The following is a 16,793-nucleotide window of genomic DNA, read 5'->3' on the forward strand; positions in this document are numbered from 1 at the left end:
CGCCCGGCCCGGCGCGGGGCGGAAAAACACAGCCGGCCCGCGGCGCGGCCTTGCAAGTACGGCGCGCTTTTCGTACGGTGACGCTGGCGGATTTCCCCGGCGGCCCTTGTTCGCCCGGCGCCTTGACGCGGCCAAGCGCCCTGTGCGCATGGCCATGGCCGGTGTGGGCTCGCCCGCACGCACAGGCCCATGCAACGGCCCCAAACGCACAGGACCCAACGCACAGGAGACGACACACATGCTCAAGTTCCTGTCCATGCTCCTCGGCAGCGGCAAGCAAGAGGGACAATCCAGAGACGACGACGCGGTCAAGCGCAAGTACGAATATTTCAAAAGCCTGCTCATCAAGAACAACCGCTCCCTGGAGCTGCTGACCGAGTTCGAGCACCTGCTCTACGAGAACAAGCCCTTCACCCTGGACGAAGTGCTCGCCCTGTCCGAGGACCTCATCAGCCTGGTGTACGACCTGGCCGAGGACCTGAACGCCCTCTCCCACGGCAAGTATCCCGGCCTATTCGACGCCACGGAGCGCATCGGCGTCACGGTGCTGAAGGACCTGGTGCACCGTAAGCGCATCAAGAAGGGCGAGCTCATTCTGCCCATGCGCGCCCTTTCCACCGAGATGGCCGACGAGGTGGGCGGCAAGGCCGCGAACCTGGGCGAGGTGGCCAACCGCGCGGGCCTGCCCACGCCGCGGGGCTTTGCCGTCTCCGCGTACGCCTGCCAGCATTTCCTCAAGACCAGCGGCCTGGCCGACCGCATCGAGCGGCGCATGAAGCGCATCGACGTGAAGGACACGGAAAAGCTCATGGTCATCTGCGAGGAGATCCAGGCCATGATCATGGCCGCCGAGCTGCCCGAGGAGCTTTCCCAGGGCATGGCCCGGCTCATGGACGAGCTGGCGCAGCTTTTCGGACCGGACGTGCGCGTCTCCGTGCGCTCCAGCGCCACCTGCGAGGACTCCGAGGCCACCTTCGCCGGGCAGCACTCCACCGTGCTGAACGTGAGCGCCCAGAACGTGGGCAAGGCCTGGAAGGAAGTGGTGGCCAGCACCTTCAGCCCGCGCGCGGTCTATTACCGCCGCAGCATGGGCTATTCCGACGACGACGTGGTCATGGCCGTGTTGTGCGTGACCATGATCGACGCGCGCGCAAGCGGCGTCATGTACACGGGCGACCCCAACGGCGCCTCGCACGGCGCGGGCGGGCGCAGCGCGCCGGACAGCGACGACATCCTCATCAGCGCGGCCTGGGGCCTGGGCGTCAGCGTGGTCGATGGCTCGGCCAACACGGACTTCTACTCCGTGCGCCGCAAGGACTCCGCCATTCTGCGGCACGAGGTGGCGCTGAAGCCCATGCGCCTGCGCCTGCGCGCCGAGGACGGCATTTGCGAGGAGGACGTGCCCGCGGCCGAGCGAGAGGCCCCCTGCCTGGACGAGGCCAAGATCACCCAGCTGGCGGCCTATGGCGTGCGGCTTGAGGAACACTACGGCCAGCCCCTGGACATCGAGTGGGCCCAGGACCAGCACGGGCGGCTGTTCATTTTGCAGGCCCGGCCCCTCGGCATAACCCACGCGGGCCAGAACGAATGCACCCTGACACCCGAGGCCGAGCCCCTGGCCGGGCACGAGGTCATTCTGCGCGGCGGCGACATGGCCGCGCCCGGCAGCGCCGCGGGCCAGGCGTACATCCTCACCAGCGACCACAACCTGCCCGCCGTGCCCCAGGGAGCCATCCTTGTGGCCCGGCAAACCTCGCCCACCTACGTGCCGGTCATGGACCGCATCCGCGCCATCATCACCGAGGTGGGCAGCGTCACCGGGCACATGGCCTCCGTGGCGCGGGAGTTCGGCGTGCCCACGCTGGTGGGGCTGGAGAACGCCACCACGGCCATCACCCCGGGCGAGGACATCACCCTCGACGCCACCAGCCGCGTGGTCTACCGCGGCATCGTGCCGGAGCTCATCCACGAGAAGTCCTGCGTGAACCTCATGAAGGGCAGCCCGGTGTACAAGGCCGCGCAAGAGGCCCTCAAGCGCATGGCCCCCCTGACCCTGACCGATCCCAAGGCGCTCAACTTCAGCCCCGAGGGCTGCCGCTCCCTGCACGACGTCATCCGCTTCGCCCACGAGATGGGCATGCGCGAAATGTTCGACATCGGCGACGAGATGGAGGAGGCCAAGGGCGCGGTGCGCCTGCGCGCCGGCCTGCCGCTGAACATCCTGGTGGTCGACATGGGCGGCGGGCTCACCCCCACGGCGCCCAGGAAGGTCGTCGAGCTGGAGCACATCAAGAGCGCGCCCTTCCAGGCCCTGCTCCACGGCATGACCGACCCCGGCGTGCGCTGGCTGGGCGGTGTGGGCGTCAGCCTCACGGGCTTCGCCACCATCGTGGCCGAGTCCATGATGACCGACCCCAACGCCGACGGCAGCATGGGCGGCCCCAGCTACGCCGTGGTGAGCGACCATTACCTCAACTTCAACACGCGCCTGGGCTATCACTTCGCCGTGGTGGACAGCTTCTGCGGCCCGGCCATCAACGACAACTACATCGCCTTCTCCTTCAAGGGCGGCGCGGCCGACATCGCCCGGCGCTCGCGGCGGGCCAACCTCATCGCCCAGATCTTGAAGCGCCTGGGCTTCAAGACCGAGATCAAGGGCGACATGGTGCGCGGCGAAATCAAGAAGTACACGCAGAGCGACCTGAAGCAGAAGCTCGACATGGTGGGCAGGCTGCTCGGCGCGGTGCGCCTGCTGGACATGATGCTCTCCGACGACGGGCAGATAGGCTGGTACGTGGACGAGTTCTTCAAGGGCAACTACACCTTCGCCCGGCCGGAAGACCCGGCCCAGGCGCCGAAGTAGCCGCGCGGCGCGGACAAGAAACGGCCGGCGGGGAGCGATCCCCGCCGGCCTTTCGTTTTGGGGCCCTGCCTGCTGCGCTTTTGCCTCTTGCGGGCTTTTCCGCGCCTCAATCCTCGGACGGCTGGTGCACGGCCACCTGATTGCGGCCCAGGCGCTTGGATTCGTAGAGGGCCCGGTCGGCCGCCTCGGTCATTTGCAGCGAGGTCATGTCGCCCTTGGAGGAGCTGATGCCCACGCTGATGGTTTGGCTGAAGGGGCCGATGGGCGTTTGCAGGGGGCTGGCCTCAAAGCGTTCCACAAGGCGGCGCATGATCTCCGCGGCGGCCTGGGCGTCGGCGCCGGGCAAAAGCGCGGCGAACTCGTCGCCGCCGATGCGGGCCACGCTGTCCACTTGGCGCAGCTCCCCCCGGATCGCATCGGCCACCTGGACGAGCACGGCATCGCCCACGGTGTGGCCGTAGGTGTCGTTGACCTCCTTGAACCGGTCCAGGTCGATGAGGGCCAGGGCAAAGGGCTCGCCGCTGCGGGCGGAGCGCAGTCCCTCGCGCTCCAGCACCTCGTCGAAGGAGCGCCGGTTGTAGCAGCGGGTCAGCGGGTCGCGCCGAGCCTGCCGGGCGAGCTCCTGGTTCAGCGCCTCAAGGGCGCGGCGCTGGCTGCGGTCGCGGATGACGTGCACCAGGCCGCCGGCGACAATGCCCAAAAAAAGCGACGTGGCCAGAAAATACCAGCCCAGGCGCTGCGTATACAGCATCTCCGTCTCTTCCAGCACGGCCTTGAGGCTTGAAAAGCCGTAAACCGTCAGGCTCTCGTCCGGCACGCGCTCCACCCGCACCAGGGTGGGGGTCTCCTCTCCGTCGAGGCGAAAGGCCTCCTGCCCGTAGACCGTCACGCGCTCCATGCGCAGGGGTGCCAGCCGGGGCCGCTTGTAGCGCCGCAGGCTCTTGGCCTCGTCAAAGGCCAGCACCGGCGACCCGGGCATGGCCATGAGCAGCCGGTCGGGGTTGGAGGCGATGACCACCACGCCCATGGCGTCGGCGATGACGCCGGAGGACATGGCCACCTGCCGGCCCAAGGTCTCCAGGTTCATCTTCAGCGCCAGCACGCCCAGCACCCTGCCGCTCTGCAGTACCGGGGTGGAAAAGTGGAAGCCCGGCACGGAGGAGACCCTGCCCACCACGAGCTGGGCGAAGCTCTCGCCCTGCATGGCGCGGTACACGTACTCCCTGTCGAGAAGGGAGACGCCGAGAAGATTTATCGAAGGGTCCGACTCGTTGGAGGCGATGCACACGCCGCTTTTGTCCATGAGTAGAACCCGGTGCAGGTGCAGGGTGCGGGCGATGGTTTGGAAGCGGGCGTTCACGGCCTGCCGCTGCGAAGGGTCGCGCAGCGCCGCGGACAGGTTGGAGCCGCTGGCGATAAGGCTGCTGAGGTCGTGCAGGTTGCGGAAGGTCATGGAGACCTTTTCCGCCACGCCGTGCGTGCCCTCGCCAAGGTCGGCCACCTTGGCGGCTATGGCCGCCTGGGCATGTTCCTCGCGCCATTGGGCGGCCTGGATGCCGGCCAGGGCCGCGGCCGCGGGCAGGGCCAGCGCAAACAGCAGGCAGAACGCCAGCAGCGGGTATTCTTCAACATGGCGGCGAAGACTGTTGGAAAATGACGACATGTTGTCCTGCGCGCGCCACGGGTGAGAGTGGGGGCGGCGCCAAAAAAACGCGGCGCGGCAACGGTAAGCGATGGCGCAACTTCTGAGAATATACTGAGCGGCAGGGGAAAAGGCAAGGCGACGAGGACCGCCGAAAGACGGGAAGGCTCCGCGGGCGCGGTTTGGATTGAAGGAAGTGCTGGAGCCCATGAACGGAATTGAACCGTTGACCTCTTCCTTACCAAGGAAGTGCTCTACCGACTGAGCTACATGGGCGTCTTGCGTGTTCGGACGCAAGCCCCTATCGCGCCACGGCAATGAGGTCAAGAAAAGTTTTGCCCTCGGGCTGGCGGCAAGGGAACCCTCTGCTGCATGCACGCGCACCAGCGCATGGGGCCGACAAAGAAAAAGGCTCACGGAGTGCGATCCGTAAGCCTCTAATCTTTCTGGTCGGGGCGACATGATTTGAACATGCGACATCCTGCTCCCAAAGCAGGCGCGCTACCGAGCTGCGCTACGCCCCGAAATACTGGCGGTTCCCTACGGCAAATCCACGGCCCTATCAAGGGCAAAGGGCATCAGGCCCCTTCCGGCTTGCTGCCGCTCCATTTGGCGAAGGCCACGGCCTCTTCGACAAGCATGACCGGAATGTCCTCGCGCACGGGGTAGACAACGGCGCAGGCCTGGCACATAAGTCCATCCTTGCCGGGCAAAAGCGCAAGGGAGCCGCGGCACTGGGGACAGGCCAAAAGCTTCAGCAATTCTTCGTTCATGGCCATGCGCCACCTCCATCAACGTAAAACTGGCCCCTGTATACCCGAGCGCGCCCGTGCGCACAAGCCGCACTTCTCCTCTTGACGCGGCAACTGGTTGCGCTAATAGATAAGACGGAAATATACGCATTTCATCTATACATGAACGAGGCCCAGCATGCATCAGCGCATCGACCTGCACACCCATTCCACGGCTTCCGACGGCACCCTGACCCCGGCGGAGCTTATGCGCGCGGCCAAGGAGGCCGGGCTGGCCGCCATCGCCCTCACCGACCACGACACCTTCGACGGCCTGCCCGAAGCCCGCGCCGAGGCGGCCAAACAAGGCGTGGAGCTGGTGCCGGGCTGCGAGCTTTCCCTCGACTACAACGGCCGGCCCACGCACCTGCTCGCCCTGTTCATCGACGAACGGCCGGGACAACTTGTCGGCGCGCTCACGCGGGTTTTGCAGGCGCGCGCCAAGCGCAACGAGACCATGCTGGAAAAGCTGCGCAGCGTGGGCGTAAACCTGCGGCGCGAGGACGTGGAAAAGCACGCCACCGGCGTGGTGGGGCGACCGCACATGGCCCAGGCCATGCTTGAGGCGGGCGTGGTGCGCAGCTTCGACGAGGCCTTCAGCCGCTTTCTGGGCGCCGGCGGGCTGGCCTACGTACCCAAGGCCAAGCTCACTCCTCCCGAGGCCATAGAGGCCATCCACGCGGACGGCGGGCTGGCCGTGCTGGCCCACCCGTACCTGCTCTCGCAGCAGCCGCGCCAGATAGAGGCCATGCTCGCGGAGCTGGCCGGGCAGGGGCTTGACGGCGTGGAGGTCTACTACACCGAGCACTCGGACAAATACACGGCGCTGGTTTCCGGCCTGGCGCAACGCCTGGGGCTTTTGGAGAGCGGCGGCTCGGACTTCCACGGCTCGGTGAAGCCGGGTGTTGCCCTGGGCCGCGGCCGGGGCGGGCTTTTTGTGCGCGGCGAGCTATTGGACAAGATGAAGGCGGCCCTGGCGGCGAATTAGGGGAACGGCTATCATTCTCTTGCATGGCGGCAACGCCTTGGGCTATGACTACGTAGGGGGAGGCGCACGCCATGCCAGATTCCCATACAGCCCAAGAACACCAGCCGCAGCAGGAGACCCCGGAAATGGATGCACAGCAGGAAGCCGGCCAGGCCAGAAGCATTGGCAAGGCCGCCCTTGAGGAGTCCCGGGGAGAGCGCCACATCGAGCGCTTGCCGGGCGTCCATCTCAAACTCAAGGTGGGCAATCCCATCTTTTTGCGCCTGCTCTGCGTGGAGCAGCGCTACGAAGGCCGCATCGTCGGCCTGGACCCGTACACCTATTTCATCGTCCAGGCGCGGCTGCCGCAAGACACCCTGACCAAACTGACGCAAAACCCCAACGCCATCGGCCAGCTCGACGCCGGGGGCACGCTTTTCGGCTTCCGCACCGAGGTGCTGAACCGCATAAGCAACCCGGCCCCGCTGCTGTTCCTCTCCTACCCCGACACGGTGGAGCGCGTGGTGCTGCGCCGCAACGAGCGCGTCAAGGTTTCGGTGCCGGGCAACATCCACGGCAGCTTTGGCGACCACGACGTCATGGTGGTGGACCTGGCCCCGGAGGGCTGCCGCTTCACCACCCGCTCCTCGCTCAAAAGCCCCCTGCGCACGGCCAAGCCCGGCGAACGCATTCTGCTGCGCTGCGAGCTGGGCGCCAGCTGCGGCAAGCCCTTCATGGCGCCGATGGTGCTGCGCCGCATCGACGAGCAGCACGGGCGCATCAGCATCGGAGGCCAGTTCGTCGAGGTCAGCGAGGACAACGCCGCCATTCTGCACGAGTACGTGAACCGCGTGCAGAGCCTGCTGGGCGAATAGCTACAGCCCCTTGCGCTCGATGAAGCGCAGCAGCAGCACGCCGGCCGCCGCGAACACGAGGATCACCGGCCAGTGGTTCAGGCCCAGCAAGCCAGGCAGCGTGACCTTGCCGTAGTCGCCCCAGGTCAGCACGCTCTGCTTCAGGGCCGGGTAGGCCTCGGCATAGGCCGCGGCGCCAACCAGCATGCCCGCCATGCCCGCCAGGGCGTCCACGCGGCCCTCGCCCAGGGCGGCCCCGGCCGTGCCCGGGCAGTAGCCCAAAAGCGCCCAGCCCACGCCGAAGACAAGCCCGCCCAGCACGTTGCCGCCCAGCACCAGCGGCTTGAGCGCGAGCTTGGCCAACCCCAGGTCCACAAGCCCGTACACGCCGACCATGCCCACGAGGATCGTGGTGAGCATGAACTTCACGATGGTCATGTCCTTGAACAGCAGCGCGCCTATCTGGCGGTCGAAGCGGATGACCTCCGCCCGCTGCAACAAAACGCCGAAGCCTATGCCCGTGATGAGGCCGAACAGCAGTTCCATGGCTACTTTCCTCCCTGCGCGCCGTACACCAGCCGCGCAATGATGAGCCCGCCCACAAAGAAGCAGACAAGCGCCACAAGGCCGCTGGCCGCCAGTTGCAGCGACCCGGAAAGCCCGTGCCCGCTGGGGCAGCCGTCGGCCAGGCGCGCGCCGAACATGGCCACCGCGCCGCCGCCAAAGGCCAGCGCGGCCCGCAGCCCCGGCCTGTGGCCGAAGCGCGCGGCAAAACGCTCCGGCACGCTCCGGATGCTGAAGGTTCCGCTCAAAAGGGCCGCGGCCAGCGAGCCCACGGCAATGCCCACAACGAACATCCACTGCCAGTCGATGACGGGCGCCTCCTTGAGGAAGTAGGCCATCTGCGACACGCGGTCCGCGTCCACCGCGCGCTCCACGAAGCCCGCGGCGCGCACGTAGGTTGTGGAGGCGCCGAAATACTTGCCCGTGACGTAGACCGAAAGCACCAGCAGAAGCCCGGCCAGGGCTCCGGCCAAATACGGGTTCCACGCGCGGGAGGGTTGCTTGCCGTTCATTTCATACCTCCGGACTCAGTTATTACCCTAGGGGGGTATGCAACAAAAATACGCACTTTCCGCCACGCGTCAAGCACCCTGCCGGGAATCTTGCGCTTCATTCCTACCCGCTTGCTATTTTTCAAGAACCGGGGCAAAAAGTACGTATCGTCTTCAAAAGACCGCCCTTCAACAAAGCCGAGGATTTCATGCCCGCCAAGAAGACCTCCGCCGCCCCAAAGCGCGCTTCGGAAAAGACCGGGAGCAAGCCCGCCGCCCGGGCCAAGGCCGCCAGCCAGGCCCAGAACCAAACCACCCACGCAAGCCAGCCCATTGCGCCGCCCGCCCACTGCTCGCCAGTGGAGAACCTGAAGGAGGACATCCGCAAGCACATGTTCGCTTTTTTGGGCAAAGACATCACCCGCGCGGGCATGCACGACTATTACAAGGCCCTGGCCTACACCGTGCGCGAGCGCATGGCCGAGCACTGGATCAAGACCCAGCGCGGCTATTACGACGCCAGCGTGAAGCGCGTGTATTATCTTTCCCTGGAATTCCTCGTGGGGCGCTCGCTCAAGAACAACGTCCTCTGTCTCGGCATGGAGGATGAGGTGCGCGCGGCCCTTTCCGAAATGGGCCAGGACTATGAGGAGATCACCGAGGTGGAGTGGGACGCGGGCCTGGGCAACGGCGGCCTGGGACGCCTGGCCTCCTGCTACCTGGACTCCCTGGCCACGCTGAACATTCCGGCTTACGGCTACGGCATCCGCTACGAGTACGGCATCTTCCACCAAAGCATTCAGGACGGCTGGCAGGTGGAGCGGCCGGACAACTGGCTCCGGTTCGGCAACCCGTGGGAATACGACCGCGCGGGCTACCTGTACCCGGTGCAGTTCGGCGGCAGCGTGCACACCTACACCGACGACCAGAACCGCCTGCGCGCGGTGTGGGACGGCGGCGAAAAAGTCATGGCCATGGCCTATGACATGATGGTGCCCGGCTTCGAGAACGAGAACGTCATCAACATGCGCCTGTGGAGCGCCAAGAGCAGCCGCGACTTCGACTTGGAGTTCTTCAACTCCGGCGCTTACTTGCGCGCCATTGAGGACAAGGCCAAGAGCGAGAACATCTCCAAGGTGCTCTACCCCACGGACAACTTCGTGGAAGGCCAGGAGCTGCGGCTCAAGCAGCAGTACTTCTTCGTGGCCGCCACCTTCCAGGACATCACCCGCCGCCACCTGAAGCACCACCAAGGCTTCGAGGACCTGCCGGACCTGGTGGCCGTGCAGTTGAACGACACGCATCCGGCCATCGCCATTCCGGAGCTCATGCGCATTCTGCTGGACGACCACCTGCTGCCCTGGGACAAGGCCTGGGCCATCTGCGTGGGCACCTTCGCCTACACCAACCACACGGTGATGCCAGAGGCCCTGGAGCACTGGCCCGTGGACCTCATGACGCGCATTCTGCCCCGGCACATGCAGATCATCTTCGAGATCAACCGCCGCTTTTTGGAGGACGTGCGCAAGCGCTACCCCGGCGACGACGACCGCCTGGCCCGGCTCTCGCTCATCGGCGAGGACTTCGGCAAGCGCGTGCGCATGGCCAACCTCGCGGTTTTGGGCTCGCACTCGGTGAACGGCGTTTCCGCCCTGCACACCGAGATTTTGAAGGCCAGCACCTTCCGCGACTTCGCCGAGCTGTTCCCGGAGCGCTTCAACAACAAGACCAACGGCGTCACGCCGCGGCGCTGGCTGCGGCAGTGCAACCCCGGCCTCACGGAGCTCATCGCCGAGGCCATCGGCGCGGGCTTCATCACCAAGCTGGAGCGCCTTGCGGAGCTGAAGCCCTTTGCGGGCGACTCCGAGTTCCGCGCCCGCTGGGACAGGGTGAAGCACAAGAACAAGCAGCGCCTGGCCGAGTACGTGCTGCATAAAGTCGATGTCAAACTCGACCCGGACAGCATGTTCGACGTGCAGGTGAAGCGCATCCACGAGTACAAGCGCCAGCTTCTGAACGTGCTTCATGTGGTGAGCCTGTACGACGACCTGCGCTCCGGCAAGATCGGACGGGACATCGTGCCGCGCACGGTCATCTTCGGCGGCAAGGCCGCGCCCGGCTACCGCATGGCCAAGCTCATCATCCGGCTCATCCACGCTGTTTCAGAGGCGGTGGACCGCGAGTCCAAGTGCGCGGGCCTGCTCACCGTGGCCTTTCTGCCCAACTACTGCGTCTCCAACGCGGAAAAGATCATCCCCGGCACCGAGCTTTCCGAACAGATCTCCCTTGCCGGCACCGAGGCCAGCGGCACGGGCAACATGAAGTTCGCCATCAACGGCGCGCTGACCATAGGCACCCTGGACGGGGCCAATGTGGAGATACGCCAGCGCGTGGGCGAAGAAAACTTCTTCCTCTTCGGCATGACCACGCCGGAAGTGGGCGCGCTCAAGGCCCGCGGCTACAATCCCTGGGAGTTCTACCAGAAGGACGACTCGCTGCACCGCGTGCTCGACCTCATCGCCTCCGGGCACTTCTCGCCGCTGCAGCCCGATCTCTTCCGACCCATTGTGGACAGCCTGCTGCGCGACGGCGACCGCTGGATGGTGCTGGCGGACTTCCGCTCGTACGTGAACACCCAGAAGGAGGTCGCCCGGCTCTACCGCAGCCGCGAGCTCTGGCTCGAAAAATCCATCCTGAACACCTCGGCCATGGGCTACTTCTCGTCCGACCGGGCCATTGCCGAGTACGCCCGCGAAATCTGGGGCGTGCCGGTGTAGGCGGCCAGGCCGCAAAAAAAACGCCCCGCAACGCAAAAGGGCCAGGGCCAAGCGCTTGCTTGGTTCTGGCCTTTTTTATCTCAGGATGGCCCTGAGACACGCCTTTATGAGGGGAATTCAAACCGCGTAAATCAACCACGTCGCAGGATGCGTCCCCGGCCAGCGCGAAGCCGGGCGAGGCGAGGCACAGAAAGAGCGCCAGGATTGCGGACACTCAACCTGACCACACGAATCCACCTTCCTTCGTCAACTCGTCCGATGGTCAATTGTAGTGTGTGTTCTGTTCCACAGCAAACCCGGCGACGCGCCCGCCCTGGAACCAGACCATGATCTGTTGGTAACGCAGCACGGTATTCTCACCCGGCTCGTGTTTTCTGCCCAATTCGCGCAGCAGGCGTTTCGTCGCCGGCAGCCTGAAGCGCCGCGCATAGCCGATCTGTTCCGCATTGCCTCCGTCGGGAGCGCCCAACATGGCTTCAACCTCGGTGCGGGTCATTCCCAGGCGCAATCCCTCCGGCGTGCGAAGCCCCGCATGGACATGATCACTCGGAGCGCAGTCCACGCCCCGCGCAAGCATCTCCCTCGACTTGAACACCGCAAGACACTGGGCCATGTCGTTCGTGCCCCATATGAACAAGAGCGCGGTGGCGTCGCCGCCCCGGCTGGACACATAGCAGCGGCCGGGAAAACCTTCGGCCAGAGGCCAAGCCGGAGGCGACTCCTTTCCAGGCCCCATGATTTGTGGGATGTGGGCAAAGGGTGTGGTCTCGGCCTTCATAAACTTCCCCGGGACAGGCAGCGGGCCAACCGCCATTTGCAACGCCCAGGTGGCGTCCCCCGCTTGGTCGGAAGTGTGCAGCCCGGAGCGATCGCCCCCCCTCCAGTCCTGCGCAAGGAATTCCTCTGCCGAGGAAAACATCTCCGCGTGGCTCGCGGCGCTAAACGACAAGACAAGCACAAAGACCGCAGCACCAAACGCCGTGCACAGCATGTCAGCGTAGAACCTGCAGAAGTTCGCCCTTGCCGATTCCCGCCCTGACTTTCGGGCCCATGATGATGCAGCCTGTGGACGCATCCGCGCCACCTCCATGAATGTAGAAACCTTCCCTGCCCATTGCGGCCAACCTGTCGCGCGTGGCCGGGTCGGCAGGTTCCAGGCGCAGGATGTGCGGCCCCATTTTCTGACAACGCGGATCACTGGGATTATCGACAATTTCCGCGACCCTAAAGTTCCCTTGCGGGATCGGGCCAACATTTTTTTCGTCCTCGCGCTCGGGCCGATTCTTCGCTTCCCCTTTGCCCGAGTATCCCATCCCGGCCAACTTCCCTTCAGCGTTTGTCATTTTCCCTGTGGCCTGGCTGTACGTCAGGTGGGGCTGCCTCGGCGCTGGCGGCGGGGGCGGATACTTCGGCTTTTGCGGCGTCGAAACCTTGCCGCGCACTTCGCCGCCGCCCGAGAGGCCCCCTGAGCCTGTGCTCCCGAGATATCTCCCATGCCCGTCGTAAGGCTGTTCCTCGCCGCCGCCTGGCTTGGTGCCCAGCGGCCCCAGGCCCATTCCGGCTGCGGCGTGTTTGCCGTCCTCGCTCACCCAGGTCCGCATCCGTCTGTCCGCGCTGCTTCTTTCCATAGCCAACCGGCTTTGGCCTTTCAATGGACTTATAGCCCGGACTTTATGCGGTGAGCAAAATACACCCGTGATTGGCCGGTAAAAGGGCAAAAACACCCTGTTGACAGGGTATGCGGAGTGGGGAGCCACTGGTCGTGGCGTGGAAAGAGACGTCGGGGCGGAACGCCCTGATTCTTTAAGGCGTTGCGCTTGCGACAAAAGACCGCTCACGGGGACAAAAAAAGGGGGGCGTGGTGCCCCCCTCGGTCGCCAGCGGCGCTCTGTTCTTTTGCTCTTGCGCTATACGCTACAGCACAGGCAGGTAGCGGTCGATCTCGTACTGCGTGACCTGGGTGCGGTAGCGGTCCCACTCCATGATCTTGTTCTCGTAGAGCTTGGTGAAGATGTGTTCGCCCAGGGTCTCGCGCACAAGCTCGCTCTTCTTCATCTCCTCGGCGGCCTCGAACAGGCTGCCGGGCAGGGAGGTGATGCCGTGCTTGTCCAGGGTGGGCTGGTCCATGTGGAAGATGTCGGCTTCCACCGGGTCGGCCAGGTGGTAGCTGTGCTCCATGCCCTTCAGGCCCGCGGCCAGCATGATGGCGAAGGTGAGGTAGGGGTTGGCGGCCGGGTCGGGGCAGCGCAGCTCCATGCGGGTGGCGGCCTCCTTGCCGGGCTTGTACATGGGCACGCGCACCAGGGCGGAGCGGTTTCTGCGCGCCCAGGCCACGTAGACCGGGGCCTCGTAGCCGGGCACCAAACGCTTGTAGCTGTTCACCCACTGGTTGGTGATGCAGGCGAACTCGCGCGCGTGCTTCAAAATGCCGGCGATGAAGCTCTTGCCCTCGTGGGACAGGTGGTACTTGTCGGCCGGGTCGAAGAAGAGGTTCTTGCCGTTCTTGAAGAGCGACTGGTGCACGTGCATGCCCGAGCCGTTCTGCCCGTGGATGGGCTTGGGCATGAAGGTGGCGTAAGCGCCGTGCTTGCGGGCGACCTCCTTGACCACCACGCGGTAGGTCATGGTGATGTCGGCCATTTTCAGGGCCTCGGCGTAGCGCATGTCGATTTCGTGCTGGCTGGGGGCCACCTCGTGGTGGCTGTATTCGATGGCGATGCCCATCTTCTCCAGGGCGAAGATGATGTCGCGGCGGATGTTGTTGCCGAGGTCAAGCGGGGGCGCGTCGAAGTAGCCGCCCAGGTCCAGGGGCTCGGTGGTGCGGTCGTTGGCGAAGAGAAAGAACTCCAGCTCCGGGCCGCAGTAATAGGTGTAGCCTTTCTCGGCGCACTTGCGCAGCACGCGCTTGAGGCAGTAGCGGGAGTCGGCGGTGTAGGGCTGGCCGTCCGGGGTGTGGATGTCGCAGAACATGCGCGCCACGGGGCGGTCGCTGGGGCGCCAGGCGGCCACCTGGAAGGTGGTGGGGTCGGGCATGGCCACCATGTCGGACTCGTCGATGCGGCAGAAGCCCAAGATGGACGAGCCGTCGAAGCCCATGCCTTCCTCGAAGGCGGCCTCCAGCTCGCGGGGGGTCACCTGGAAGCTTTTCAGCGTGCCCAGAATGTCCACGAACCAGAACTGCACGAAGCTGATGTCGTATTCCTTGACGGCCTTGAGCACGTCGTCGGCGTTGCGGCAATTAAAAACCGGGGTATCCATGGGGCTGCCTCCTGGGATACGGAAGTGTTGGCGCCGGGCGGCTTGCGGCCGCGCCTCCGGCGGAGTTTCAGACTGGCGGGATTCTAGCCTCGGTGCACAAATATGTAAAGCGCAACGGAGGTTCCGGGCGTTTTGCCTGCATTTTTGTGCCTGCGCGCCCGCAAAACCCCGCGCTCCGGGGCATGGACGCCGGGGGCGTTTGGGCGTAAGAGGCCCAGAAGCCAAACCCATCCCGTGGAGGACCGGTGCGCCGATTGATCTGGAAACTCTTGCTCGTTGCGACCCTGGGCTTCATCGCCTACATGGGCTCGTTTTTCGTGTATCCGGACGTGGGCGCCCTGGCCAAAAAGAACCCCGGCAAGACGGCGTTCATGGAATGGCGCGAGGCCCAGTGGGCCGAACAGGGCGTCAAAAAGACCATCACCCAGCGCTGGGTGCCCATAAGCCAGGTTTCGCCCCTGCTCATCAAGGCCATACTCATCGGCGAGGACGACAAGTTCTACCACCATGAGGGCTTCGACTACGAGGCCATGGAGCAGGCCTTCGAAAAGAACCTCAAGGCCGGGCACTTCGCGGCCGGGGCCAGCACCATCAGCCAGCAGCTCATCAAGAACCTGTTCCTCTCGCCGGAAAAAAGCCTCACCCGCAAGGTCAAGGAGGCCATCCTCACCTGGCGCATGGAGCACACGCTCTCCAAGCGGCGCATTCTTGAACTCTACGTCAACGTGGCCGAATGGGGCGACGGCATCTTCGGCATCGAGGCGGCCTCGCGCCACTATTTCCACAAGCCCGCAAGCGCGCTTACGAGCATGGAGGCCGCGCGCCTGGCCTCGGTGCTGCCCAACCCCATACGCTTCAGCGCCGTGGGCGACCAACGCTACGTCACCTTCCGCTCGGGCCTCATCCACTCCATCATGGTGCGCCGCGGCGTCGCCGTCGACGGCTTCAAGGAAGTCATGGAGGCCAAGGACGAGCCCGGCATCGAGGCGGCCCCGCCCGCGGACCAGGGCGCGCAGCCCCAGGACGCCGCCAGTCCGCAGAACGGCGCGCAAAACGCTGGCGGCGAAGCCCCCCAGCCCGCCGCCGCGCAGGCCCAGCCGGAGCCCGCGGCAGGCAAGGCCGCCGAAAAACCCGCCGAGGCCCCGGCCCGGCCCTAAGCCCCGCAAGGAGTCTTCATGCGACCACTCATCATGCTCACCGCCCTTGTGGCCGGGGCGCTCATGCCGGTTCAGGCGGGCGTGAACGCGCGGCTGCGCGAATTTCTGGGCGACCCGATCATGGCCTCTCTGGTGAGCTTTTGCGTGGGCACCGTGGCCCTGCTCGCCTTCATCCTGGTGACGCGCACGCCCTGGCCCACCATGGCGGCGGTGAGCTCCGCCCCGGTGTGGAGCTGGTTCGGCGGCGCGCTGGGCGCGTTTTTCGTGGCGGTGACCGTGATTCTGGCGTTCAAGCTGGGAGCCACCGGGCTCATGGCCTGGATCATCGCCGGGCAGCTCATCGCCTCCGTGCTGTTGGACCACACCGGCGCCATCGGCTTCGCCGTGCGCGAGGCCTCGTGGCAGCGGCTGGTGGGCGTGCTCCTGCTCCTGGGCGGGGCCGTGCTGGTCAACGAATACTAAAGGAAGTCCCATGAGTTTGTACCGCGACACCGTGGCCGTGTGCCGCATGATCAAGATCGAGCACTCGGTGTTCGCCCTGCCCTTCGCCTTCACCGGCGCCTTTTTGGCGCAGGGCCCGGGGCCGGGCTGGTCCATCCCCTCCTGGCGCGTCCTGCTGCCGCTGACCATCGCCATGATCGCGGTGCGCTCCTTCGCCATGGCTTACAACCGCCTGGCCGATCTGGACATCGACAGCCTGAACCCGCGCACCCAGGGCCGGCCGCTTGTGACGGGCGAGCTTTCGGTGGACTTCACCAAACGCTTTTTGTTCTTCTGCGCCCTGGTGTTCACCACGGCCTGCGCGGCCATGAACGGCACCTGCCTGCTGCTTTCGCCCGTGGCGCTGTTGTGGAGCGCGTTCTACAGCCACACCAAGCGCTTCACCCCCTTGTGCCACTTTGTGCTGGGCAGCGTGCTGGGGCTTTCGCCCGTGGCGGGCTGGCTGGCGGTTTCGCCCTCGCACCTGGGCTACCCGGCGGTGCTGCTGTTCTGCGGCGTCACCCTCTGGGTGGCCGGGTTCGACATCCTGTACGCCTGCCAGGACGCGGAGTTCGACAAGAGCCAGGGGCTCAGCTCGCTGCCCGCGTACCAGGGCGTGCCCCGGGCCCTTTTTACCGCCGCCGTGACCCACACCTGCGCCGCGCTCATTTTTCCCATGGTGGGACTGGCCGCGGGACAGGGCATCGTGGCCCTGGGCGTCTCGGTGCTGGTGGGCGGCGTGCTCGTGTGGGAGCACAAGCTCATCAGCGCGGACGACCTCTCGCGCATCAACGTGGCCTTCTTCACCCTGAACGGCGTCATCGCCGCCTTCGTGTTCCTGGGCACCTGGGCCGACCTGGCCATCGGCTCGCCCTGGATGTTCTTCACCCGGTAGGGGGCCCGCAGGCCTGGCAAGGCAGCGCGGCACACAGACGAAACACGGGCCCTG

General features: G+C 65.5%; 14 protein-coding genes and 2 tRNA genes. 7 read left to right on the plus strand and 9 right to left on the minus strand.

Translation table 11 applies throughout. The features are described from left to right. The first annotated feature begins 238 nt into the window (after positions 1–238). Positions 239–2,863 carry a PEP/pyruvate-binding domain-containing protein gene (locus ACYQ4W_RS11340; RefSeq protein WP_459856588.1) on the plus strand — a complete coding sequence of 875 codons (2,625 nt, stop codon included), beginning with the start codon at positions 239–241 and terminating at the stop codon, positions 2,861–2,863. 106 nt (positions 2,864–2,969) lie between these two features. Here ACYQ4W_RS11340 and ACYQ4W_RS11345 read toward each other — a convergent pair whose 3' ends face one another. The 4 genes from ACYQ4W_RS11345 to ACYQ4W_RS11360 all read right to left on the minus strand — a co-directional run bounded on the left by ACYQ4W_RS11345 (position 2,970) and on the right by ACYQ4W_RS11360 (position 5,284). Beyond that, positions 2,970–4,526: a sensor domain-containing diguanylate cyclase gene (locus ACYQ4W_RS11345; RefSeq protein WP_459856591.1), complete on the minus strand. Its 1,557-nt coding sequence runs from the start codon at positions 4,524–4,526 to the stop codon at positions 2,970–2,972. Positions 4,527–4,705: 179 nt separating this feature from the next. Next, positions 4,706–4,781 (minus strand) — tRNA-Thr (locus tag ACYQ4W_RS11350). Between the two features lie 171 nt (positions 4,782–4,952). Continuing rightward, positions 4,953–5,029 (minus strand) — tRNA-Pro (locus ACYQ4W_RS11355). Between the two features lie 54 nt (positions 5,030–5,083). After that, positions 5,084–5,284, minus strand: coding sequence for a Trm112 family protein (locus ACYQ4W_RS11360; protein ID WP_459856594.1), 201 nt, complete (start codon positions 5,282–5,284; stop codon positions 5,084–5,086). A gap of 151 nt (positions 5,285–5,435) precedes the next feature. On the opposite strand from ACYQ4W_RS11360, the gene ACYQ4W_RS11365 reads away from it, so the two are divergent. Both ACYQ4W_RS11365 and ACYQ4W_RS11370 read left to right on the plus strand, forming a co-directional pair. Beyond that, positions 5,436–6,284 (plus strand): PHP domain-containing protein, encoded by an 849-nt coding sequence (locus ACYQ4W_RS11365; RefSeq protein ID WP_459856597.1) that lies wholly within the window; start codon positions 5,436–5,438, stop codon positions 6,282–6,284. Positions 6,285–6,355: 71 nt separating this feature from the next. Continuing rightward, positions 6,356–7,138: a PilZ domain-containing protein gene (locus ACYQ4W_RS11370; protein ID WP_459856600.1), complete on the plus strand. Its 783-nt coding sequence runs from the start codon at positions 6,356–6,358 to the stop codon at positions 7,136–7,138. Here the strand turns inward: ACYQ4W_RS11370 and ACYQ4W_RS11375 are convergent, their stop codons facing one another. Beyond that, positions 7,139–7,663 (minus strand): YeeE/YedE thiosulfate transporter family protein, encoded by a 525-nt coding sequence (locus ACYQ4W_RS11375; RefSeq protein ID WP_459856603.1) that lies wholly within the window; start codon positions 7,661–7,663, stop codon positions 7,139–7,141. It abuts the gene before it with no gap. A 2-nt stretch (positions 7,664–7,665) separates the two neighbouring features. Further along, positions 7,666–8,193 carry a YeeE/YedE thiosulfate transporter family protein gene (locus ACYQ4W_RS11380; RefSeq protein WP_459856606.1) on the minus strand — a complete coding sequence of 176 codons (528 nt, stop codon included), beginning with the start codon at positions 8,191–8,193 and terminating at the stop codon, positions 7,666–7,668. Positions 8,194–8,381: 188 nt separating this feature from the next. Here ACYQ4W_RS11380 and ACYQ4W_RS11385 point away from each other — a divergent pair, with 188 nt between their 5' ends. Beyond that, entirely contained in the window at positions 8,382–10,949 is a 2,568-nt protein-coding gene (locus ACYQ4W_RS11385) for a glycogen/starch/alpha-glucan phosphorylase (protein WP_459856609.1), read from the plus strand. Positions 10,950–11,211: 262 nt separating this feature from the next. Here the strand turns inward: ACYQ4W_RS11385 and ACYQ4W_RS11390 are convergent, their stop codons facing one another. The 3 genes from ACYQ4W_RS11390 to ACYQ4W_RS11400 all read right to left on the minus strand — a co-directional run bounded on the left by ACYQ4W_RS11390 (position 11,212) and on the right by ACYQ4W_RS11400 (position 14,207). Further along, positions 11,212–11,727 (minus strand): hypothetical protein, encoded by a 516-nt coding sequence (locus ACYQ4W_RS11390; RefSeq protein ID WP_459856611.1) that lies wholly within the window; start codon positions 11,725–11,727, stop codon positions 11,212–11,214. 214 nt (positions 11,728–11,941) lie between these two features. Beyond that, positions 11,942–12,538 carry a tlde1 domain-containing protein gene (locus tag ACYQ4W_RS11395; RefSeq protein ID WP_459856614.1) on the minus strand — a complete coding sequence of 199 codons (597 nt, stop codon included), beginning with the start codon at positions 12,536–12,538 and terminating at the stop codon, positions 11,942–11,944. 325 nt (positions 12,539–12,863) lie between these two features. Continuing rightward, a complete protein-coding gene (locus tag ACYQ4W_RS11400) occupies positions 12,864–14,207 on the minus strand; it encodes a glutamine synthetase family protein (protein WP_459856616.1) in 1,344 nt (447 codons plus the stop codon). Between the two features lie 245 nt (positions 14,208–14,452). Between ACYQ4W_RS11400 and mtgA the strand changes: the two genes are divergently transcribed. Genes mtgA through ACYQ4W_RS11415 form a run of 3 tightly spaced genes read left to right on the plus strand, consistent with a single transcriptional unit; the run spans position 14,453 to position 16,739 of the window. Beyond that, positions 14,453–15,364, plus strand: a complete 912-nt coding sequence (mtgA, locus tag ACYQ4W_RS11405; RefSeq protein ID WP_459856619.1) for a monofunctional biosynthetic peptidoglycan transglycosylase — start codon at positions 14,453–14,455, stop codon at positions 15,362–15,364. An 18-nt stretch (positions 15,365–15,382) separates the two neighbouring features. Next, positions 15,383–15,826, plus strand: a complete 444-nt coding sequence (locus tag ACYQ4W_RS11410) for a DMT family transporter (RefSeq protein WP_459856622.1) — start codon at positions 15,383–15,385, stop codon at positions 15,824–15,826. A 10-nt stretch (positions 15,827–15,836) separates the two neighbouring features. Next, positions 15,837–16,739 carry a UbiA-like polyprenyltransferase gene (locus ACYQ4W_RS11415; RefSeq protein WP_459856624.1) on the plus strand — a complete coding sequence of 301 codons (903 nt, stop codon included), beginning with the start codon at positions 15,837–15,839 and terminating at the stop codon, positions 16,737–16,739. Positions 16,740–16,793 lie beyond the last annotated feature (54 nt).

The sequence above is a fragment of the Humidesulfovibrio idahonensis genome (assembly GCF_054657715.1).